The organism is Sunxiuqinia sp. A32, from assembly GCF_052690465.1.
In genome coordinates this window covers 320054-341745 of the sequence record NZ_JBQYLI010000004.1, presented here as the reverse complement: position 1 = coordinate 341745, position 21692 = coordinate 320054, and the positions used below count along the sequence as shown (strand labels likewise).

Genomic DNA, 21692 nt, shown 5'->3' with positions numbered 1-21692 from the left:
AATGTTGCACCAGTTGCGCCAGAGGTGTTGTAGGTAATATTTGTAATCGGCGAATTGATACAGACGGTTTGGGCATCAGTGCCACCTGCAGAAGAAAGGGCAATTGTGTTGTCTGGAGTTACTGTAATTTCAATATCATCTGTGGCAGTGAATCCATTACCATCAGTAACTATAACACTGTATGTTGTGGTTGCAGCTGGGCTAACTGTAATATCCGCAGTTGTTTCATTTGTTCCGGAAGGTGTGGACGACCAGGAATAAGTAAGTACTGGATCTCCTGTTGCTGTTGTTGTTAATGTCGTTGATGAACCATTACAAATTGATACTGCGTTGCCATTATCAATTGTAATAGTTGGAGGGTCACTGGTAATTCCACTAATCTCAAAATTGTTGGATGTTATTCCGCTATAAGTTAGTGTTTTGTTGCTAGTATTTACATCTGCTCCTTTTCCCCAGGGATAGCTACCAGACCATAAACCTGCGGCAATTTCAGATTCAGTTCCGGCTATATCTGATGTTAGATATGTGCCAACAAAGGTAAACTCAGGGGAGGTGATACTATTGGCAACAACTGACCAATACCGGTTTAGGTAATTGTTTGTATTTTTATTTTCGGTTAATTTACTCGCAGTTGTAGAAATGGTGACGGATGAACCTGAACTGGCATTTCCTCCCGTTAACTGGATGGAAACCGGTATCGCATTACCACTTCCGTCATCAAGCGGAATATTATAAGTTCCAAGACTTACGACAGGTATTTCTATTTCATTTCCATTTAAAATTACATCTCCGCTAAACGTGAATGAATTGGTTATATCCAAAAAGTCGGCGAGTTCAATGCTTGAGTTGCTATTGACTTCGATGTTCGGAATTGAAATTTGGCTATTAACTACAAAACTGCTATACGCTGCAGGTGTCGACGAATTTCCAAATTGAAAGGTTGCAGCATCACTTATGGATTTAGTTCCACCGCCAGTTAAAAATTGCAAATCCATGGCGGTGCCGCCAGTACTGTTTGCGGTTTGAAAAACAATAGTCCCACCGCTAAAACTAAAGTTTCCGGCGGCTGTGATATTTAGTGAGCCGGTTGCGCTTAAGCCTTGGCCTATTGTACTTAATGTGATCATTCCACCAGCAATCGTGATCCCGGAGGTGATTCCTGTTAAGCCAAGCGTTCCACTGGCTGAATTATGCAATCTTCCAGCTATTTCTACAGATCCACCGTTGACAAAAAAAGCACCATCAACCTGGGTCTCAATACTATTTCCAGTAGAATTTCCAAAGGTTGCTGATCCATTATTAATGCGAATCAATCCTTCGTTGGTGATTGAGAAGTCTCCTGTTATTAGATTTCCACCAACATTTACTTCTAATCCCGCCGTTTCGAGTATTTTATGACTAGTCGAACTGTTTAAATCGGTTATGGTTGTTGTACCTCCATTGATTTGCAATAAACCGGTATCGAGTTGAAGATGGCTTATATTCGTAGTAGAGTTGATCGCAATAGTCGAAGTAATATCACTTCCAGCATCAATGACAAGATTATCAAAGCTATTAGTTCCGGAAATACTTGAACCATTTGTGTCAAATGTAACAGTTCCACCACCGGACGTATACGTGGCATTGTTAGTCCAATCACCAGATACCGTAATATTTGATCCGGAATTTGCGGTAAGTGTTCCGTTGTTTATGATATCTCCAGTAACATCTAAAGTTCCTGTTCCAGTAATAACAAGTGTTCCTCCTGCGTCAATAGTGATACTGTTACATTGGGCAGTGGCAATATCGATGGTTACAGTATGTCCGTTAGCGATTATTACATTATCCGCAGAAGTTGGGACAGTGCTGTTGTCCCATGTGCCAGTAGCGTCCCAATCTCCCGTGACAAAAGAGCTTGGAGGAGGTGGAGTCATCGTGGTGGATGACAATAGAATATTTTCTTTATTTAATTGCAGATGATTATCTGCCAGAGGAGATTCATTATTTTGAGGAATCCGGTTTTGTTGAGATTTTTCGTTGTGAATGTTTTCAACAAAACTTTCAGTAGATGATATAACTTCCTCATGAAGTACAAATCGGTTACTTGCTTCAGGTTTTGTTAGGTTGTAAGCGTGCCCACTGCTTACAAAAGTTAAGAGCATAAATGCCCCAACACATGCCACGTAAAATCTCTCTTTATTCATTGCCATATTAAAGAGATTTGCCCAGTTATAAATGAAAACATGTTATTGCCCAGATAACACGTTTTCGCTGTTTCTTCAGCTATATTTTATTTGTCAAAATGTACTTTGTTTGAAACGAGACAGGAAATTCAATTCCTACATTTCGAACACCGCACACTTTGCTTATTAATCTCAGAAATTGATAATTTTTTCTGTCGATTTCGAAAAAGTCACCATTCTTATCTAATAAAAATGGTGCAAGGTCCATTACTATGGATCTCGCAAAAAACTCAAAAGTACTAACAGAATTTTTAAATGCAGACTTCAGGATAAAGCTTGTAAGAAGACTTATCCTGTGACAAGAAGATGTAACCGCGTAAAAGACAGCGTAAAACTTGTTCATAATGTCCCTTAAAAAAAACATCTCTATTAGGTCATCATTTTTCATCGGCATTTTTTAAATTACCAAATTCCTACATGTTTATCGAACCGCAATGATATCAACCTATAGAGCTTGAGAATTGTACTTTTTCACAAATCGCTATCAAAATGTACGAAATATATCTCAAACTTTTTTATTTAGTTTTTCACGTCTAATTGTTTAAAAACAATAAAGATGCAGAAAATCAATTGATTAATTATTGCGACTCTGTAGTGTACTATCCATAATTGGGTAATTTCCCTACCGATTTTTTTTGTAAAATATTGCAGATACGATGGATTATGATTATAAAACACAGTATTCAAGTCGGTTATAGCAGACAAAAATATGCGAAAATATTTTTGCTACATCTGTTTTATTTGTGCGATGGCTTGTTGTAGTTGAAATGTTGCTTGTTGGTTATTTCCAATATTCTTCAATGAATTTTCATATAATTGAAGCGTTTTGCCTTTATTCCCACTTTCCAGATAAATGTTTCCAAGAAGAAAAATAGAAGCTAAATGATCCGGATTCTTTTGAATTGTACTATCCAAAATCTCGATTGCTTTTTCCTGTTGCTTATTTTGGTTTAAAAAGTAAGCATGCGTATATGCAAATTTTGGATCTTGAGGTTCTGCTTCCATGGCAATTTTACTAAATTCACAGGCTTCATTCAAATCTTTCTGAGATACGATTACACTCAAATTGTAAGCAGCGGTTGCATTTTCCTTATTTGTTTTAAGAACAGTGCGCAATGCTTTTTCAGCGTCATCCATTTTTTGCATTTCAGCCATCAAAAGACCGTAGTTTAGATTGGCAGCTTCGTTATCTGGATCATATTGTATTGCCAGCCTCAGATTTTCCGCTGCCTTAGCTGTATTTCCTTTATATGAATAGAGAATACTACTGTTTATTAATGGCATTAGTGATTGGGGGTATAATCTGACAGCTGTTTCATACGAATTGATGGCTTTGGTCGTATTTCCTTTGTTTTGATGATAGATTCCCAAATTGTAATGTGCACTCCAGTTGTCAGGACGGGCTGTCATAGAAATTACATATTCTTGTTCTGCTTTGTCAATAATGGTTTGTTCTTCCTTTGTAAAGCTAGCAGTTGTGTATGAAAGCAAAGAAGATACGGCATTGATACGAACCAACCTGATTTCATCTTCACATGCTTTAAGCAGTGCTTTTTTTGTTTCCAGAGTGTGATATCCAGACAATCCGCTTGCTGCTGCAGATCGAACCAGCTCTGATTTTGATTGAAGAGCTTTAATGAAAATTTTGAGTTTCGACGTTTCTGGATAATTAACCATTAAGCGAATCAAAGAAGTTCTGATCACCTCATTGGTTTTCTCGTCCCCAATATATTTGAACATTAAATCAACATTTTCCCAGTTATTGTCGCGGGCTTCCTTAATAAGTTGAGCCCATTGTAGTGTCTCTTCCTGGTAATTACCGTTTGGACGTTTTTTAACAATTTTATTTGCCCATTCCGGTGATTTGTCTGAATGGCACTGGTTGCAGGCGTTGGGAGAGCCAAAACGGATCGTTAGTTCCGGCATTGGAGGCCTGAACGAGTGATCACTACGCATAAAATGACCAACAAATTCCCGTCGGGGCATGTGGCAGCTTATGCAAGTTAGCTTCGCTTCAGGTTTATGTCCGGTGTGGGCTTCAAAATTTTCACCTTTATCTGCATGACAAGAGATACAGCTGTTGTTCGGATTATCTTTGTTCCTATCGCGACCACTGGAGGTGTGACAGGTGACGCAATGTAATTTACTCTTTGGTACACAGGGGTTCATCATCCAGCTTGTCAAGGTATAGTTCTCACCCAGACTGCGTCCATCAGGATAAAAATCACGGTCTTCAAGGGTGGCGACGTCATAATTGTCGAAGTACTTATTGCCCGGAGTGTAACTTGGTGTAATCGGGGTCATCTTGGCATGGCATGGTGCACAGGATGCATTGTGCTGCTCTTGCGTAAATTTTTTGGTTACAATTAAGCCGACATCTTCAGGTTCTTCACCTTCTTTAAGATTCTTGAAGATCCGGATATGTTCCTCCGCGGGGCCATGACATGTTTCACAGTTAATTCCGGCTTCTCTCCAGGTGGTATGGTAAGTTTCGGTTCCTAAATCAAAATTGGTACTTAGTTGGCTAATATGGCAACTGTAACATCCGGTGTTGAAAGTGTACATAGCATCTTTCCATGGAAGCGCTTCGTCTTCTATTTCTTCATCATAAAAATGGCGAACTGCAGATTCCGGATAGTTGAACCAGGTTTTTCGGTTCATATCGTAAGCCAGCGGAATGGTTTGTAATTTCCCTTTTTCCAAAGGAGTAAGAAAACAATAAACATTGTGCCCTCCCATTGACCAAGCCACCTGATAAGAATTTAATATTTTGTCGTCCTCTTTTTCATACAATACCATGGTTGTATCTTCAAAAACAACCTGATAATGGGAACTTTCAACCGGAATAAGCTCACTATCTGGCAATTTGTTTTTTTCAATAAAGGCAGCATTAATTGGCTCCATTGCTTTCCCATGATAGGACGGTTCCCATAGTTTATAGAAACGTTCGTGACATTCGCGGCAACTTACTGATCCAGCATATTCCGCGGATGCTAATTCTTGCTTGTCGGCCTTATTGTTTGTTTGACAAGAAATCGCTATTCCCACCAAAGTTGGAAATGCTAGCAATAATATATAGAAGATTGACTTGTTAGTTTTCATACGATACAAATTTGCATGATAATCTGTTTAGAATCAAAATAATTTGTAGCTGTTTTAAGACAAAAGAAACTCTGATCAGGAATTAGAAAAGAGTTTCTTTGGTTGTTATTGATGTGTTGACTTATGGACTGTTACTTTTCTTTTTCGAAAGGCCAACCTGCAATTCCGCCTTCCATTATTTTTTATTGATATAATTTGTAGGTTTTATATTTGAAATGCATTTTTGATCATATCAGGTGCTCTCATTGGCTTTCGGGTGATACTGTCAATAATTGCAGTGCTTGACTCGGCAGTACAAACAACAATCCCTTGCTCATTTGTTATTTCAAATTGAAATTTGAATCGGGTAACTGGCGTTTCTTCAATGGTCGTTTTAATGGTGATTAAATCATCATACCCGACAGGTTTGATATATTTTAAATTCATGCTGATGACAGGAAGCATAATATTGTGAGCCTCCAGAGTTTTATCGTCAATCTTTAGTTTTCGCAATAGTTCAGTTCTGGCCTGGTGACAATAGCTTACATAGTTGGCATGATAGACGTATCCCATCTGATCTACTTCTCCATAACGTGGACGCAATTGGAGTTTATCTTCAATTTTCATGTTCATAGTTTTCAAAATTCAATTCACTAAGCAGATGTCCCATTCGGTTTAGCTTCGTTTTGAGGTAAAATGAATTGTGTTCATTGGGAGGTATTATTAGTGGGATGCAATTCTCAACAAAAATATTGTTTTCTTCCAATCCTTTTCGCTTCGCCGGATTGTTCGTCATCAATCTAATCTTTTTAATATTTAGTGAATGAAGGATTTTTGCAGCAACCAAATAATTTCTCTCATCAGCCTGATGTCCCAGCTGAAGATTGGCATCAACCGTATCAAGTCCATTCTCTTGAAGTTTGTAGGCTTTGATTTTTTCCATCAGTCCAATTCCGCGTCCTTCTTGTTGCAGGTAAATTAGAATGCCTGTTTTTTCTTCTTCAATTTTTTGAAGTGAACGTTTTAGTTGTTGTCCGCAGTCACAACGCAAGGAGCCAAACAAATCTCCAGTGGCGCAGGCGGAGTGTATTCGTGTTAATACAGAATCGGAAAAATTCGGATTTCCCTTAATGAGGATCATGTGTTCCATTCCGTTTGATATTTCCCGAAATGGAATAAATTCAAAATCGCCAAAAGATGTTGGAAGTTTTATCCGTTCTCCGATTTCAATCTCGGAAAGTGGTCTTTCTTTATTTGGTATTTCAAACATTAATCAAAGTCGTTTCTGTTTTGAAGACTCGTTTTGATGGTTCCTTTTTTGAGATTGAAGAGCTTATAGTTTCCTTTGTTTTCCTGCCACTCTTCAACAATCCATTTCATTTGTCTATTTAGAAGTGGGATTAATTCTACAATGGATGAAGTGCCAATTAAAACCGGAACAAAAAGAGCATTAACCTTTTTGATATTGTGACCGAACTGCTGCGACACCAAAGCATTGACTTGATATGCTTTTAGTAAATTTATTAGCGTGTCCGCTTTTTCTGATGAATGAAGATTTCCGTCATCAAGAACTGGATTCAGAACTGTTTCTTTAAAGGTCAGTTTATTCCCAGTCCATTCATAGATTAAATATTGGTCGGCTTCACCAAAATGTTTCTGTTCAAACTTTCGTGAAAAGCTAGCAGCCATTGCAAGTCTTAAATTCATTTTATAAACCTCCCGTCATCTTTAGTGGTCAAATGTTTGTGGATATTATTTTCGAGCCATCCAATTTTCTCAGCCTGGATCGAATCGAATTGAGGCACATACGGTTTAATGTCAAGCAGGGGAGTTTCATTAAGAATGTCGAGCCCCTGGATGAACAGTTTATTGGCTTCTACTTTATTCAGCCTCACAATTGATAATCCCAGTTGATTTGGACGAGAAGGGCTGCGGGTAGCAAATACGCCATGTTGAAAATCATCCATAAACGGTTTTACTGTCAATTTTGGGGTTTTGATTTTGTGTAAATAATAAATCAGGATGAGGTGAGAAAAGCCATCTAAATCCGCTAGTCCTTCAATGAATTCAGGAAAAATTTCGATAGTTCCGAGATGATCTTTTGCTCCGGAAAATTGAATCGGAGTACCCTCTGGATTTTTGTGTTCTGAGAAAATTGTACCAATTGGGTGAAAAGTAATTGCTGCCATATTCGAAATATCTTTATTTATAGTTCTGTTTATTTTTTTTAACGCTCAGCCTCCATGAGTTTATTCCATATTTTTTTTATTTCGTTGCTGATCTCAGAATCAGGTTTCCAGTCGATGATGCTTTGGCAATTTACCATGGCATCTACTACAGTCTTATCGAATGGTACCTTTCCAATCACTGGTGTTTGCATCTTGTCGCACCATTCGACCAATTGATCACTTAGTGTTTGATTAATGTCGTATTTGTTGATGATGACAGAAACAGTCAGGCTAAATTGTCTAACCAATTCAATGATTCGTTTTAAATCATGTATTCCGGATTGGGTTGGTTCGGTAACCAGGACTGCATGTTTGATGCCTGTAAGGGTTGAAATTACAGGACAGCCAATTCCCGGTGGTCCATCTAATAGGATTAAGTTTGAATTAATCTCATTAGCCAGTTCACGAGCTTGATCCCTAACAATATTCACGAGCTTGCCGGAATTATCTTCGCCCGGAGCAAGCCTTGCATGGACCATTTTCCCATTTAGGATGTTTCCAAGGTACCAGCGACTTTTATCGTGTTCAATCATCCTGATAGCGTTCTCCGGACAAACTCGCTCACAAAGCTGGCATCCATCGCAGGCTGTTTCTGTAATTTTATGTTGTCCCTGCAAAACATGGATCGCATCGAATCGGCAGTAAGCGAAGCAAAGTCCACAGTTTGTGCATTTTTGTTCATCAAGTATTGCTTTTTGTCCTGAGATGTATTTTTCTTCCCGGTAGTTTGCTGGTTGCAGGATGATATGTAAATTGGCCGCATCTACATCGCAGTCTGCAACTACAACTTTGGATGCAAGGCTTGCTAAAGCAGCGCTTAGACTAGTTTTTCCTGTTCCTCCTTTCCCACTTAATATGGCGATTTCAATCATTTTTTATCTGTTTGTTTAAGCATCCAAGTAATTGCTGAAATCGTTCCTGATATTCCGGCATGGTGTCGGTAATTAATTTTCCATCAGAGTATTGTTGAGCAACTTGGCGGTCAAATGGAATTTGTGCAAGTAATGGAATTCTTTTTTCATTTAAGAATTGATACATTTTTTCATCACCTAATCCACTACGATTAATTACTACGCCAAACGGTTTTTTCAATTGAATCAATGTTTCAACGGAAAGACGAAGATCGTTCAATCCAAACGGAGTCGGTTCCGAAACCAAGATCACAAATTCGGCTGCAGAAACGGTTGCAATAAAAGGGCAGGAGGTACCTGGGGGAGAATCAAAAATGACGAGTTCATCCATTTGGGTACTTTTGATAACTTTATTTATTACCGGAACTGGTGAATAAATGCCGATATCTATTTGTCCTTCCAATAAGAAACATCCTTTATCTGTTTTGTAAGTTGTTACAGAACCAATCGGTTTCGTTTCTTCAATAATTGCCCCTGTTTTACAAGCATAACAGCATGCCCCACAATCATGGCAAAGTTCTTCAATGACTTGAATGTGTTTTTGTTCCGGTAGGACAATGATAGCATTGTAGTTGCAATAAGTTTGGCACTTACCACAAAAGGTGCAAATATCCTTGTCGATCGATGGTATATTTTGAGTGACAATTTCTTCATCCATCAATTTACCTTTTATAAACTGACGATCATTCGGTTCTTCAGCATCACAATCAACCAGTTCAACCATTGAACCTTGTTGTTGTAAAATGTTGAATAAATTGGTCGCTACCAATGTTTTTCCCGTTCCTCCTTTTCCACTTGCGACTGCTATTTTCATATTTTTCTATCACAATTTGTGAACTTGACAGGCCACAAAATCACCATTTTTTGCTTTTAACTTTTCAGCAATTACATCACATTTTACCATTAATAAGAAAAAGATCTTGTCGTTTTTCGACTCCAGTAAGCCTTCCAGATTTCCTTGCCCCTTTGAAATGATAATATCTGCTTTGTTGTAAACCGATAAAAATTCTTCGGAGCAATGTTCAAGAATAGTTGAAGGAGCATCGTAACCATTTGATATTACTTGTACCAACTGATTTAAACCAACATATTCTGCGTCTTTTATTGTTGCATCATTGATTACCGGTAAATCCCGAACGGCATAGATTAAATTGGAATGGTTGATTGTTTCGATGAATAATTTGTCGAAAACGATTTCCCCATTATTGTCTCCCAAGTACAGAACGGTTTCTGCTTGATCCAGAGCTGCTTTCAATTCCTTGGAGTGATTGATTGCAAAATCCGAGTTCAACACTTTATCGATGGTATCTTCGAGATTGAATGAATCACTGATTGCAAAGTCAATTATATTCCCGGCAATTGCCAATCGCATGGCTGTTTCAAATGGATCTTTGCTGGTCTCCACCAATTGTTTAAAATGATCATATTGTGACAGGATCAGGTCGTTACTTTCTTTTTTGCCATCCTTGTATGGATCGTTGTTTTTTGTGTAACATTTTAAACGATGATGTAATTCCCGGGCGAATTGAGGCGTCGAAAATTCATTATTCTTATCTAGAAATAATTGCAACATATCGTTCGTAAATTCAAGAGCTTGTGAGTCTGGTAACGTATTGTTTTTTAGTAGCGTCTCAAAAGCTCTATTAAAACAAAAGAAACATCGGTAATCAATAGCCATATAGTTTGTTTAATGATCGCACGCGTTAACTCCCATTTTCAACGAATTAGAGAGCCAATCTTCTACTATTTTCTGTGGAGTATTTGCTGGTACACCTACTGCCACTTCAATGTGTTGTTGATTGAATAGTTGGATGGCTTTTTGCCCAATTCCGGCAGCAATAACATTTGTAACGCCACGCTCTGCCAGCCATTTTGGCAACAAGCCTGGTTCGTGGGGTGGTGGATTTATCGAACTTTCTTGCATCGTTTGATCATCATTGACAACTACTATTGCAAACTGTTGGCAATGTCCAAAATGAGCACACAGTTGTCCGTTTTCTATAGGGATAGCAATTTTTTTCATATTTCAATTTTTTAAAAAGTAGAACTGGTAATATTTTGAATTACTACCAGTTCTTCACCTTTGGTTAGATACCTTTATTCCTAAAACCACGATTCCAGGAATTTCTTCTCCTTAATCCCCTTCTTTGCCCAATACCAAAAGATGGTTCAAAATTTTCACTAGCATTTGGGAAATCCTGGATTTTTATTTTGCCTGATTGCTTAAATGAATCTTCATTTTTATCAGCACATTTCCCTAGTTTTCTTCCTGTTTCGGGGCCCTTTCCCAGAGGTCCTTTACTGTTAAAACCTGGCATGATAACACCTCCTTTATTAATTATTATTCATCAATTTCACAATGTCCTGGATAGTTTTTGTTGGTCCGTTAAACATGATCATTTGAATTTGAAGGTCATCGAGTATTTTTTTTACTTTCCCACCAAATTCTCCGGAAATAATTTTTGTAACCTCCTTGGAGGCAATTAATTGAACTGTTGCCGGTCCTGCACCCTCTTCTGCTTCTTTGTTTGGGTTTTTTATAAATTCAGTAAGATGAGTGTCAAAATCATGAATTGCCAGATATGAACATCTGCCAAATCTTTCATCTAACTCTGATTTCATCGTATTTCCTGTTGCTGTAATTGCCACTTTCATTGTGCTGTGTTTTTATAAATTTGATACAAATATAAAGAACATATGTTCATAATAAAAATAATTTGAAATATATTTTCATTAAGAATTTTGGCGGTAGGTTTTATTGCAATTGAAAGTGGGGTGCCTTTTTAATATTAGAGGCTTATTTTATTTGTTGATTAGGGGGAGGCGCGATGAAAAACAAAAACCTTTGTGCAATTAATTACACAAAGGTTTTATAAGATTTTGAAGTTGTTGGTATGATTCTTACCCGTTCTTTAAATCAATATTTGATTGTTTTTATTCTGTTCTTTCTTCAAATACTCCAACCTTTTTAACGAAGATCGATATTGCAAGAATTCCGATAATCAAATGAGCTGCTAAAGTATACATGATATATTCCGGATGACCGGAAGCTTCATAAATGCCCATTATCCATGTATAAATTCCACTTAATACAGCTCCGATAAAAGTAGCCAGAAAGTTAGTGCCCATATATAATCCGGCTTTTTCTTTTGGGGCAATCCACATAATGTATTCCTGAATGCGAGGGGATGAAATCATTTCTCCAATGGCAAACAAGAAAACTCCTAAGAATACCAATCCATTTAGTGAAGTTGCTGAAATTCCCAGAATGACAAAGCCAGCGGCTGCAATAAGCATTCCAATGATGAACGAAGGAATTGCTGCTCGTTTTTCGAAAATGCGAGAAATAATCAACTGAAATACGATGATAATATATCCGGTGTGTGAAATTGCTTCAGCGTTGATTTTCCAAACTCCGTCGTCCTGACTGGATATGACACGAGTAACTGTTGTTCCCAAAACCATTCGAACAGATTCGTAAAGTGAAGCAGTGTCCAGGTAATCATTAATGTAAACTGCCAGCACATTGAAAAAGGCCCAGAATGGAAGCCAAAAAATTATACCTAATAAGATTAAAAAACTCAGAAACTTCATATTTGAAAGTGCCTCACCCATATCTTTGAACTTCTGTTTCAGGGTTACTCCTTCCAATTCCCGATCAGGTTCTTTGTAAAAAAGTAAAGTAATAATGAACATCAATCCAATGGTGGCAGCAGCGGTGTAGAAAACATAGTCCCACGACCATCCTCTCAATTTACCCATAATGATTGGTCCAATAGATGCTCCCAGGTTTACCATTTGGTAGAATATTCCAAATCCCAATGTCTTATTTGTCGAGTCAGTTGTTGCCCGAACGGTTGATGATATTAATGGTTTAAAAATTCCGGCAGCGAACCCAATGGTTAACATCGTTAAGGCAATGCCGCTAAACGTTTGCGTTAATATTAATAGTAGAATGGATGGTAAATAGGCCAAATACGAAATGATCAACATTTTCTTAAAGCCATACTTGTCTGCAAATGTTCCAGAAAATAGTGGAATCAGGTAAGAAAGTGCCAGGAAAATACTTTGTATTACTCCAAGGTCACCTTTAGAAAAACCCAGCTCACCCAGGTAAATTCCAAAGCTCATGTAAATTCCATAATACGCAAAACGTTCGAGAACCTCAATTGAATTAGCTACCCAAAATACCTTTGGGAATTTTGTGCGATTGCCCATGATTAGTTTTTTAGTTGATGTAAATAAACAGCTTTTAAATTTTGACAGACAAGTTAATTATTTTTTAGTGGAAGAACTATGCCATTTGAAGACTTGAAAGCAGATTCATTATCTTTAGCCAAATCGATGAATTGTTCGTATATGGATGTGGTCCAAAGCAACTTTCTGAAAATAGTTGATCTTAATTTGAAAATCGACGGAAAAGCGATCCTTAATAATGTCACTTTTAGCCTGATGCATAATGAATCACTAGCTATAACGGGTGCTTCCGGTAGTGGAAAGACGCTGTTGGGCAAAGTTATTTCGGGCAGGTTGCGGCCATCAGCTGGTGATGTGATTTATAATTCAGCGATCAACCCGGTTATGGTCGATCAACAGGATCATTTTATTTTCTTTTCGGGAAGAGCCAGCATGCACTATGGACAACGATACGAAAGCACGGGCATGGATCATGGGCCAACGGTTGAAACTTTTCTTAAAAAGTTCATTTCAGATGAAAAGGAAGAAATGATGCTTCAGGAAGTTAGTCAGGTTGTGAAACAAATGGAAATTTCCCACTTGACTGAGCGAAAGCTGTTGGACTTGAGTAATGGAGAACGTAAACGAGTGCAATTGGCTGCTGCACTTTTGCAAAAGGCCGGTTTGTTGGTGCTTGATCAGCCTTTTGTTGGCTTGGATGTTCATTCAAGGGAAAAGCTTTCAAGCTTGCTGGAGCAAGTCAGGAAGGCAGGTGTTCTGCTGATTATTATTTGTGATCCGCACCATATTCCAAATACGGTTACTAAAGTGTTGGAATTAAAAGATGGAAGGCAGAACCAGTTTGTTGACAGAAAAGATTATCAACCTGAAATTGAAATTGTAGGGCATCACAAACTTGTTGACGACAATCAATTTCTTTCACTGCTTAAAGAGGTTGAAGAACGTTTTGAGGATGTCATTTTAATGAAAAAGGTAAATGTGAACTTGAATGGCAAACAAATCTTACAGGATGTTGATTGGAACGTAAAACAAGGGGAGAGGTGGGCTTTACTAGGTCACAACGGAGCGGGGAAAACAACTTTGCTTAGCTTAATTTCAGCTGATAATCCTCAGGGATACGACAACCATCTCATTTTGTTTGACAGAAAACGGGGGAGTGGTGAAAGTATTTGGGATATCAAAAAGAAGATTGGCCTTGTTTCGCCAGAGCTTCATCTTTATTTTTTGCGCGGTGCCGGAATATTTAATACGATACCTGGCTTGGCTGATTCCAGCTATCAGGCATATAGCCGGTTTACCTGTCGTGATGTGGTGCTTTCCGGTTTTCGGGATGAGGTAGGCTTTACTTCTAAATCAACGGAATATCAAGACAAAATGGCTGATGCATGGCTCTCAGTTTTAAATTTGTCCCATTTAGGTTCCAGAATGTTTATCCATGCATCGTTGGGAGAACAGCGTTCAGTGTTACTTGCACGAGCATTGGTTAAATCGCCGGCTTTGCTCGTTTTGGATGAACCTTGTCAAGGGCTGGATCATTTGCAAACCAAACATTTTACTTCATTAATTGATGTAATTTGCAAACGCCTGAAGATCACATTGATCTACGTCACCCATCATTATGATGAAATTCCGAAAAGTGTTACTCATTTGCTGCAATTGGAGCAGGGGAAGGTGACTGCCAATAGAAAATTTGTTGGATAAATTTGTATGATGATTTTTTTGACTTTGAATTCAGCGTTAAATGAAAAAACCTCTCGCGATTAGTTGATTAATGAAGGGGTTGTGATGGGGTGTTGGAGGATCTTGGGCTTACAAATTTGTTTCAGTTATTTTTTTATACTTTTGCTCCCTATCTGCATTTAAGTATTCTATGGAGGCAAAACCTTACAAAGATTTTGAGATTGAAAGTGCTTTTTTTCTTGAGAAATTGAAGGAGGGGGATCGTAAGACTTTTACTTTGATATTTGATTACTATTATACAGGTCTGGTAGTATTTGCTGATAAGTATATGCATGATATTGAGTTGTCTGAAGATATAGTTCAATCGGTTTTTGTGAAACTTTGGGAGAATAGGGAATACATTAGATCAAGCTCAATTAAGAGTTATTTGTCAAGTGCAGTGAAAAATAATTGTATTGATTTAATTCGCAAAAAAGAGACTCAGGATAAATATGTTCAACGGCAGAAAAGCATTGGAATCGACTCAGAACATGAATTTTGGGCGGAACATGAACTTCAAAAAATGGTCGAAGATTCGATTAGAAAATTACCTTCCCGTTGCCGCGAAATTTTTAAAATGAGTCGTTACGATGGATTAAAATCTATAGAAATTGCAGATAAATTGGGTATTTCTCAAAGAACCGTAGAGACACAGATTACCAAAGCGTTAAAAATACTCCGTAAAGACTTAAAGGATTATTTATTTCAACTTTTTCTTACTTTTTAATATTTCAAAGTACGTGTAAAGATATATCTATACGTCTAATCTGTGTAAAGCAGAAAAGATGGAAGATAATACACGATATGAATTACTTATTCTCAAAGAGTTTGAAGGAAGTATAAACCATGCTGAAAAACTTGAATTGAATGAGTGGTTGTTGGAAAATGAAAATCAAATTTTTTATCAAGAGTATAAAAAGTTGTGGAGTTCAGTTGACGATCTTCATAAAATGAAACGAATAAATAAGGAAAGAGCGTTAAGAAAAGTAGAAGCCGTACTATTTAAAAATCCATTTTTAATTCGCTTGAAAAAACTGGAAAGAGTTGCAGCCATACTTTTTATTCCTTTGTTACTAGCCAGCTTTTTATTGTTGTTCAACCATCATAGAGTAACCAATAATGACTTGGTGTGTAATACTGTAAGTGTTCCATTAGGGCTTAAATCGTCATTGGTATTGCCAGATGGAACAAAGGTTTGGTTGAATGCCGGGAGCCAAATAACATATCCTGTCAACTTTGAAAAGGATGAAAGACGAGTAGAGTTAATTGGTGAAGGTTTTTTTGAGGTTGAGAAAAGTAAAGAATGGCCATTTATAGTGCACACAACGGATATTGATATTAAAGTACTAGGGACTATTTTTAATTGTGCGGCCTATAGTTCAGATAGGGAAGTGGAAACTGCATTAATTGAAGGAAAGGTCGAATTGACTTGTAGTGCATTTAGTCAGAAAGTTGAAATGGAGCCAGGCGAGTTGGTCGTGTATTCCAAAATAAATAATAAACTTAAGAAAGGTAAAACTGATCTTGACAAATATGTGGCATGGAGGTCCGGTAAATTGATGTTTAGAGATGATTCAATGGGTAGAATTATTGAGAAGCTAGGTAGATGGTATGGTGTTCAGTTTCAAATTGAGGATCAGGAAATTTTGGATTATGTCTATTCTGCTACTTTCTCTGATGAAAGTCTTGATCAGGTTTTAAAAATGTTATCACTTTCAGCCCCTATTGAATTTGAAATACTTCCTCGTGAAAAGAATATAGATTCAACATATAAACCTCAAAAAATAAACCTCAAAAAAAGAATAGAAATGAATTGAAACTACCAGGAACGGAAAAAGGAATGTTTGCACCATCCCTTTTTCTTACATGAAAATAAATAAGGTCTATTTATTTACACTAATAATTAATCAAAAGTATGAAAAAAAAGTTGTTGTTGAAACAAGTACGAGAGCATTTGTTCTGGTACTCTAAATTTTTAAGGATTATGCGTCTAACATTATTCTTAGTATTCTTATCCATTTTTCAGACATTTGCGCTGAATACACATTCTCAATCATCAAGGGTAAGCTTAAATCTCAAGAATTCTACGATTAAGGAGATCTTGTATGATATTGAACAGAAAAGTGAATACTATTTCTTGTTTAATAGTCAATTAATAGATGTTGATAGGAAGGTTGACATTATAGCAAATAATGAAGAGGTCGGTAAAGTGTTGGATCGACTCTTCAAGGGACAAAATATTACATATTCTGTTCTAGAAAGACAGATAATTATTCAGCCTTCAAGTGAGACTGTTGTTACAGGCCAAAATATTGATATATCAGGAAAGGTGACAGATATTTCCGGGCTTCCTTTGCCTGGTGTTACTGTAGTTGTTAAAGGTACCACAGCAGGGACAATTACAGATGCGGATGGTAACTATTCAATTTCTAATATTTCTGGAGACGCAATTCTTATTTTCTCATTTGTTGGGATGAAGACTCAGGAGATACTTGTAGCAGGAAAAACATCAATTAATGTTACTTTGGAAGAGGAAGCCATCGGAATCGAGGAAGTCGTGGCGATCGGATACGGTACACAGAAAAAAGTTAACTTAACTGGTGCAGTAGAACAAGTAACTGATGAAGTATTTGAAAACCGATCAGTTTCAAATGTTACACAGGCATTACAAGGGGTGGTTCCAAACCTAAATATCAAACTAGATGATGGCAAACCAAATCGTTCCTCCAGTTTTAATGTACGTGGGGCAACTTCAATTGGGCAGGGTGGAGATGCCTTGGTTTTAATTGATGGTGTTGAAGGCGATCCTTCTTTAATAAATCCTAATGATATTGCAAGTGTCTCAGTGTTAAAAGACGCTGCATCCGCTGCAATCTATGGTGCTCGAGGGTCTTTTGGTGTTGTGTTGATTACAACAAAGCAACCTCAAAAAGGAAAAATAAATGTTAGCTATACTGGTAATTTTTCTTTTCAAAGGCCAGCGGCAGAGCAGGATAATGTAACTGATGGATATATCTGGGCAGAACGTTTTCGTGAAGCTTATTATGCCTGGAATAATTATTCCAAACTACCGAGTAAGATCAATAAAACCCAGAAATACTCGGATGCCTGGTTAGAAACTTTTAAAGAAAGAACCGAACAAGGAATAACTGAAGAAGTAGTAGTAGAAGATAATGGTACTTACACTTATTATGGTAGTACTGATTATTATGATGTGTTGTATCGTGATCAGTCTTTTGCACAGGATCATAATGTGATGATTTCAGGTGGAAACGAGAAGTCTGATTTTTATATATCAAGTCGTATATATGATTATAACGGTTTGTTTCAGTATAATTCGGATGTTTATAAAACCGCAAATATCCGGGCAAAAGGTTCCTTGCAGGTATATGATTGGTTAAAGGTGACAAACAATATGGAGTTTTCGGATATGAACTATCATAATCCTTTAAATGTCGGAGAAGGGGGGTCTATATGGAGAAATATAGCAGATGAAGGACACCCTTCCGCAGCCATTTTTAATCCTGATGGAACGTTGACAATGTCAGCAGCATACACAGTGGGAGACTTTATCTATGGTAAAAATGGAATTGATACACATAAGAAGGTATTGAAGAACACGACCGGTTTTGCAGCCAAATTTTTTAATAACAAACTAAGTGTGAATGGTGATTTTTCATTTCGTAATTATGACAATAATGATACCCAAAAAAGAATTGCGATACCATACAGTACTAAGCAGGGAGAAGTTGTTTTGTTAAGTGATAAATATAATGATTACAAAGTGTCTACCCGTAACACTTTTTATACTTCAACAAACCTTTATGCAGAATATGAAGATACTTTTGCAGGAGGTCATTATTTCAAAGGGATGGTTGGCTATAACTATGAGACTTCTAAATATGAATCTTCATATGTGCAGCGCAATGGATTACTACTTGAAGATGCAGAGAGTCTGAATCTTGCACTTGGAGAATCAATAACAACTTCTGCTGGATATGAGAGATGGAGAATCGCCGGTGCTTTTTTCCGTTTAAATTATGGGTACAAAGATCGTTATTTGATTGAAGTGAATGGACGGTATGATGGTTCTTCTAAATTCCCTCAAGATCAGCAATATGCTTTTTTCCCATCGGTATCTGCCGGTTGGAGAATATCTGAAGAACCTTTCTGGAATGTAGATAAAGGTTTTATTTCTGATGTAAAAGTTCGTGGATCTTATGGTTCGCTAGGTAACGGGAATATAGGTTCATATAAATTTATGGAACTTTTATCAATCAGTACATCTGGTCGAGTATTAGATAGTGCATTAAATAAATATACTCGGAATCCTGCTGTTATTCCCAATAGCCTGACTTGGGAAACAGCGACAACGACCGATTTTGGTGTTGATTTTGGTATGGTAGATGGTAAACTTCGTTTTTCAGGAGATTATTACATTCGAAAAACAACAGATATGTATACACAGGGTGTAACCCTTCCTGATGTATTTGGTGCAACTTCTCCTAAAGGGAATTATGCTGATATGACTACCAAAGGTTGGGAATTGTCGATTAAATGGCAGGATAAGTTTTTGTTAGCAAATGACTTGTTTAGTTACGATGTGCGAGTTACACTACATGACTACAGCTCGATTATTGATAGTTACAATAACTCTACAAAAACACTTAGTGACTATTATGAAGGACAGAAAATAGGAGAAATATGGGGGTATAAAACGGATGGCTTGTTAACTGCAGAAGATATTAGTAATGGGTATGTTAATACCATATTAAGATCTTCCACGAACAGAACTGTTTATCCTGGGGACGTAAAGTTTGTGGATAATACTGATAACGGCAAAATTGATTATGGTGACAAAACTGTTGATAATCCTGGGGATATGGTGATTATTGGTAACGAAGAACCCAGGTACATCTTTAGCTTCTCTTTAAATACTGATTGGAAAGGTTTCTTTTTGTCAGCATTTATGCAAGGAGTGGGTCGCCAGGACTGGTATCCAAATAAAGAATCTGGTTTTTGGGGACAATATAATCGACCATATAATAATTTACCAACATGGCATTTGAATAACTACTGGACCGAGGATAATCCTGATGCATATTTGCCTCGTTATTCAGGTTATAATGAGTCGGTTAGGCAGACAATTAACGATAGGTATATACAGAATATTGGGTATGTAAGATTGAAGAATCTACAAGTAGGTTATACTTTCCCATCCAGTTTGATGTCTAAAGTTCGGATGCAATCTGCACGTGTATACATAAGTGGTGAAAATCTTTGGAGTTGGTCACCTTTATATAAGCATACGCGTGATTTCGATGTCACAAATACCCAGGGGTCGGATCCTGATTTGACATCAGGAGATAAAGGTGCAAACTATAGTTATCCTTTGATGAAGAGTATATCATTAGGATTATCTGTAACATTTTAATTTATTGATTATGAAAAATATATTATATCTAATATTTATGATCGGCATGATTCTTTCTTCATGTGATCTTTATGAAACACCTGAATCATCTGTCGGGAAAGATGCAATCTTTACATCAGAAGATGGAATGAGAACTTATGTTTATTCATTCTATAACATGCTACCCTCTGGAAGTAGTTTGAATCAAGTAGAGGTTGATTTAGTTGATTTTGGAGCAATTAATAATATCTCTTCATTTATAACAGAGAATGCTTATAGCGAAACCAGTAGTGGAGGTTGGAGCTGGGGAGACTTAAGAAATATCAATTATTTTATTGAAAACTGTGTTGAGGAGTCTGTTAGCGAGTCTGTCAGAAATAATTATATTGGTATTGCTCGTTTTTTTCGTGCTTATTTTTACTATAGTAAGGTCAGGAGTTTTGGAGATGTTCCTTGGATAGACAGACCTCTTGATGTTGAAGATGAGGCATTATATGCGACAAGGGATTCTCGTGAGCTCGTTATGGAGAAAGTTTATGAGGATCTTGAGTTTGCTTGCAATAACATCACAAAAACTTCAGATGCATCAGGAACGTTAGTTACAAAATGGGTTGCTTATGCATTAGCTTCTCGGGTGTGTTTATTCGAAGGTACATATCGTAAATATCATAACTTGAGCCTTGATACCTCTGCTGATACTTGGTTATCACGTGCAGTCAGTATGTCCGAATTTTTAATGAATAGTTCTGGGAAAAAACTCTACACTTCAGGTGGCCCTCAAAAGTCATATCGAGCATTATTTACAAACGATGATCCCAAAACAGATGAAGTTTTGATGGCAGTATGTTCAAGTGAAGATTTGGGAGTGTTGCACAATGCAAACTGGAAATGGACTTCACCTACCTATGGAAACCGATTTAGCATGACGCGACCATTTATTAATACGTATCTACAGCTTGATGGTACGCCATACACAAGCAAAGTTGGATGGGAAACAGAAGATTTCTATGCAGAATGTCAGAATAGAGATAATAGGTTGGCGCAGACCATTAGGACTCCAGGTTATATGCGTGATGGAGAGCCGACTGCACCGGATTTTGCGGGTTACTCATTTACCGGTTATCAACCTATAAAACTGTGTTTGGATGGGAAAAATTATGACAATGCAGCTTTGAATACAAATGCTCTTCCTTTATTCCGTTATGCAGAAGTGCTACTAAATCATGCAGAAGCAAAAGCTGAGTTAGGAACCATTACTGATTCTGACTGGGCTAAAACGGTTGGAGCAATACGATCTCGTGCTGGTATCACCGGAGGGATATCAACAAAACCGACCACTATAGATAATTATTTAAAATCATTTTATTTCCCCGATATCTCAGATCCAGTTATTCTTGAGATTCGAAGAGAAAGAGGTGTCGAATTATGTCTTGAAGGGTTCCGATTTGATGATCTTCGTCGATGGAAAAAAGGTGATTTGCTGTTAAAAAGTTGGTATGGAATGTATGTGCCAGAACTTAATGTCCCGATTGATCTTGATCAAAGCGGGAGCTACGATGTGATCTTCTATACTTCGACAGAGGGGCTTAATAGCGCTAAAGATCTTACCGGTGATTGGAATGTCGCTAAAGCCACTTGTGCAACTGTGTATGTAGAAGAAGGACAAGGTAGTTCAAGTAAATTACAGTTGGTTGAAGAAGTCGCTGGAGCTGAAGGTTATTATCTAACATGGGATAAACCCAATGACTATAAGCGAGTATGGGGAGATAAGCAATACTTATATCCAATACCTGCTTCTGCGATAGTTAAAAATCCGAATATTTCTCAAAATATAGGTTGGGAAAACGGTGCTACAAATGATGGGAATTAATAAATGATAGGCAGTTAATTCAGGAAGTATTTAGATTTCCTGAATTAGCTT

18 protein-coding genes are annotated in these 21692 nt (G+C 37.3%); 5 read left to right on the top strand and 13 right to left on the bottom strand.

Annotation, left to right across the window (positions count from 1 at the left end):
* From ACUNWD_RS06245 to ACUNWD_RS06185, 13 genes are all read right to left on the bottom strand, one after another.
* Positions 1-2189: beta strand repeat-containing protein (locus tag ACUNWD_RS06245; protein WP_445586925.1), on the bottom strand; the 2189-nt coding region annotated here is incomplete at its 3' end.
* A gap of 759 nt (positions 2190-2948) precedes the next feature.
* Entirely contained in the window at positions 2949-5324 is a 2376-nt protein-coding gene (locus ACUNWD_RS06240) for an ammonia-forming cytochrome c nitrite reductase subunit c552 (protein ID WP_445586924.1), read from the bottom strand.
* A 204-nt stretch (positions 5325-5528) separates the two neighbouring features.
* Entirely contained in the window at positions 5529-5930 is a 402-nt protein-coding gene (locus ACUNWD_RS06235; protein WP_445586923.1) for an acyl-CoA thioesterase, read from the bottom strand.
* Entirely contained in the window at positions 5920-6573 is a 654-nt protein-coding gene (gene ribA / locus ACUNWD_RS06230; protein WP_445586922.1) for a GTP cyclohydrolase II, read from the bottom strand. The genes ACUNWD_RS06235 and ribA overlap by 11 nt, the downstream gene beginning before the upstream one ends.
* On the bottom strand, positions 6573-7010 hold the full coding sequence (locus tag ACUNWD_RS06225) for a NifB/NifX family molybdenum-iron cluster-binding protein (RefSeq protein WP_445586921.1): 438 nt from the start codon (positions 7008-7010) through the stop codon (positions 6573-6575). The genes ribA and ACUNWD_RS06225 overlap by 1 nt, the downstream gene beginning before the upstream one ends.
* Positions 7007-7492 (bottom strand): tRNA (N6-threonylcarbamoyladenosine(37)-N6)-methyltransferase TrmO, encoded by a 486-nt coding sequence (gene tsaA / locus ACUNWD_RS06220; protein ID WP_445586920.1) that lies wholly within the window; start codon positions 7490-7492, stop codon positions 7007-7009. Before tsaA ends, ACUNWD_RS06225 begins: the two co-directional genes overlap by 4 nt.
* A gap of 38 nt (positions 7493-7530) precedes the next feature.
* Positions 7531-8403: a nucleotide-binding protein gene (locus ACUNWD_RS06215; protein ID WP_445586919.1), complete on the bottom strand. Its 873-nt coding sequence runs from the start codon at positions 8401-8403 to the stop codon at positions 7531-7533.
* Positions 8396-9256, bottom strand: a complete 861-nt coding sequence (locus ACUNWD_RS06210; RefSeq protein ID WP_445586918.1) for a nucleotide-binding protein — start codon at positions 9254-9256, stop codon at positions 8396-8398. The genes ACUNWD_RS06215 and ACUNWD_RS06210 overlap by 8 nt, the downstream gene beginning before the upstream one ends.
* Positions 9257-9265: 9 nt before the next feature.
* On the bottom strand, positions 9266-10120 hold the full coding sequence (locus ACUNWD_RS06205; RefSeq protein ID WP_445586917.1) for a damage-control phosphatase ARMT1 family protein: 855 nt from the start codon (positions 10118-10120) through the stop codon (positions 9266-9268).
* A 9-nt stretch (positions 10121-10129) separates the two neighbouring features.
* Positions 10130-10465, bottom strand: coding sequence for a NifB/NifX family molybdenum-iron cluster-binding protein (locus tag ACUNWD_RS06200; RefSeq protein WP_445586916.1), 336 nt, complete (start codon positions 10463-10465; stop codon positions 10130-10132).
* A 64-nt stretch (positions 10466-10529) separates the two neighbouring features.
* A complete protein-coding gene (locus tag ACUNWD_RS06195; protein WP_445586915.1) occupies positions 10530-10760 on the bottom strand; it encodes a DUF5320 domain-containing protein in 231 nt (76 codons plus the stop codon).
* A 16-nt stretch (positions 10761-10776) separates the two neighbouring features.
* Entirely contained in the window at positions 10777-11097 is a 321-nt protein-coding gene (locus tag ACUNWD_RS06190) for a NifB/NifX family molybdenum-iron cluster-binding protein (RefSeq protein WP_445586914.1), read from the bottom strand.
* A 279-nt stretch (positions 11098-11376) separates the two neighbouring features.
* Positions 11377-12660 carry an MFS transporter gene (locus ACUNWD_RS06185; RefSeq protein ID WP_445586913.1) on the bottom strand — a complete coding sequence of 428 codons (1284 nt, stop codon included), beginning with the start codon at positions 12658-12660 and terminating at the stop codon, positions 11377-11379.
* Between the two features lie 78 nt (positions 12661-12738).
* Between ACUNWD_RS06185 and ACUNWD_RS06180 the strand changes: the two genes are divergently transcribed.
* The 5 genes from ACUNWD_RS06180 (at position 12739) to ACUNWD_RS06160 (ending at position 21641) form a co-directional block, all read left to right on the top strand.
* Entirely contained in the window at positions 12739-14340 is a 1602-nt protein-coding gene (locus tag ACUNWD_RS06180) for an ATP-binding cassette domain-containing protein (RefSeq protein ID WP_445586912.1), read from the top strand.
* 169 nt (positions 14341-14509) lie between these two features.
* Positions 14510-15085, top strand: a complete 576-nt coding sequence (locus ACUNWD_RS06175; RefSeq protein WP_445586911.1) for an RNA polymerase sigma-70 factor — start codon at positions 14510-14512, stop codon at positions 15083-15085.
* Positions 15086-15143: 58 nt separating this feature from the next.
* Positions 15144-16175 carry a FecR family protein gene (locus ACUNWD_RS06170; RefSeq protein WP_445586910.1) on the top strand — a complete coding sequence of 344 codons (1032 nt, stop codon included), beginning with the start codon at positions 15144-15146 and terminating at the stop codon, positions 16173-16175.
* Between the two features lie 167 nt (positions 16176-16342).
* Positions 16343-19792, top strand: a complete 3450-nt coding sequence (locus ACUNWD_RS06165) for a TonB-dependent receptor (protein WP_445586909.1) — start codon at positions 16343-16345, stop codon at positions 19790-19792.
* Positions 19793-19802: 10 nt separating this feature from the next.
* The gene (locus tag ACUNWD_RS06160; RefSeq protein ID WP_445586908.1) at positions 19803-21641 is read left to right on the top strand and encodes a RagB/SusD family nutrient uptake outer membrane protein; all 1839 of its coding nucleotides are present in this window, start codon (positions 19803-19805) and stop codon (positions 21639-21641) included.
* Positions 21642-21692: the final 51 nt, after the last annotated feature.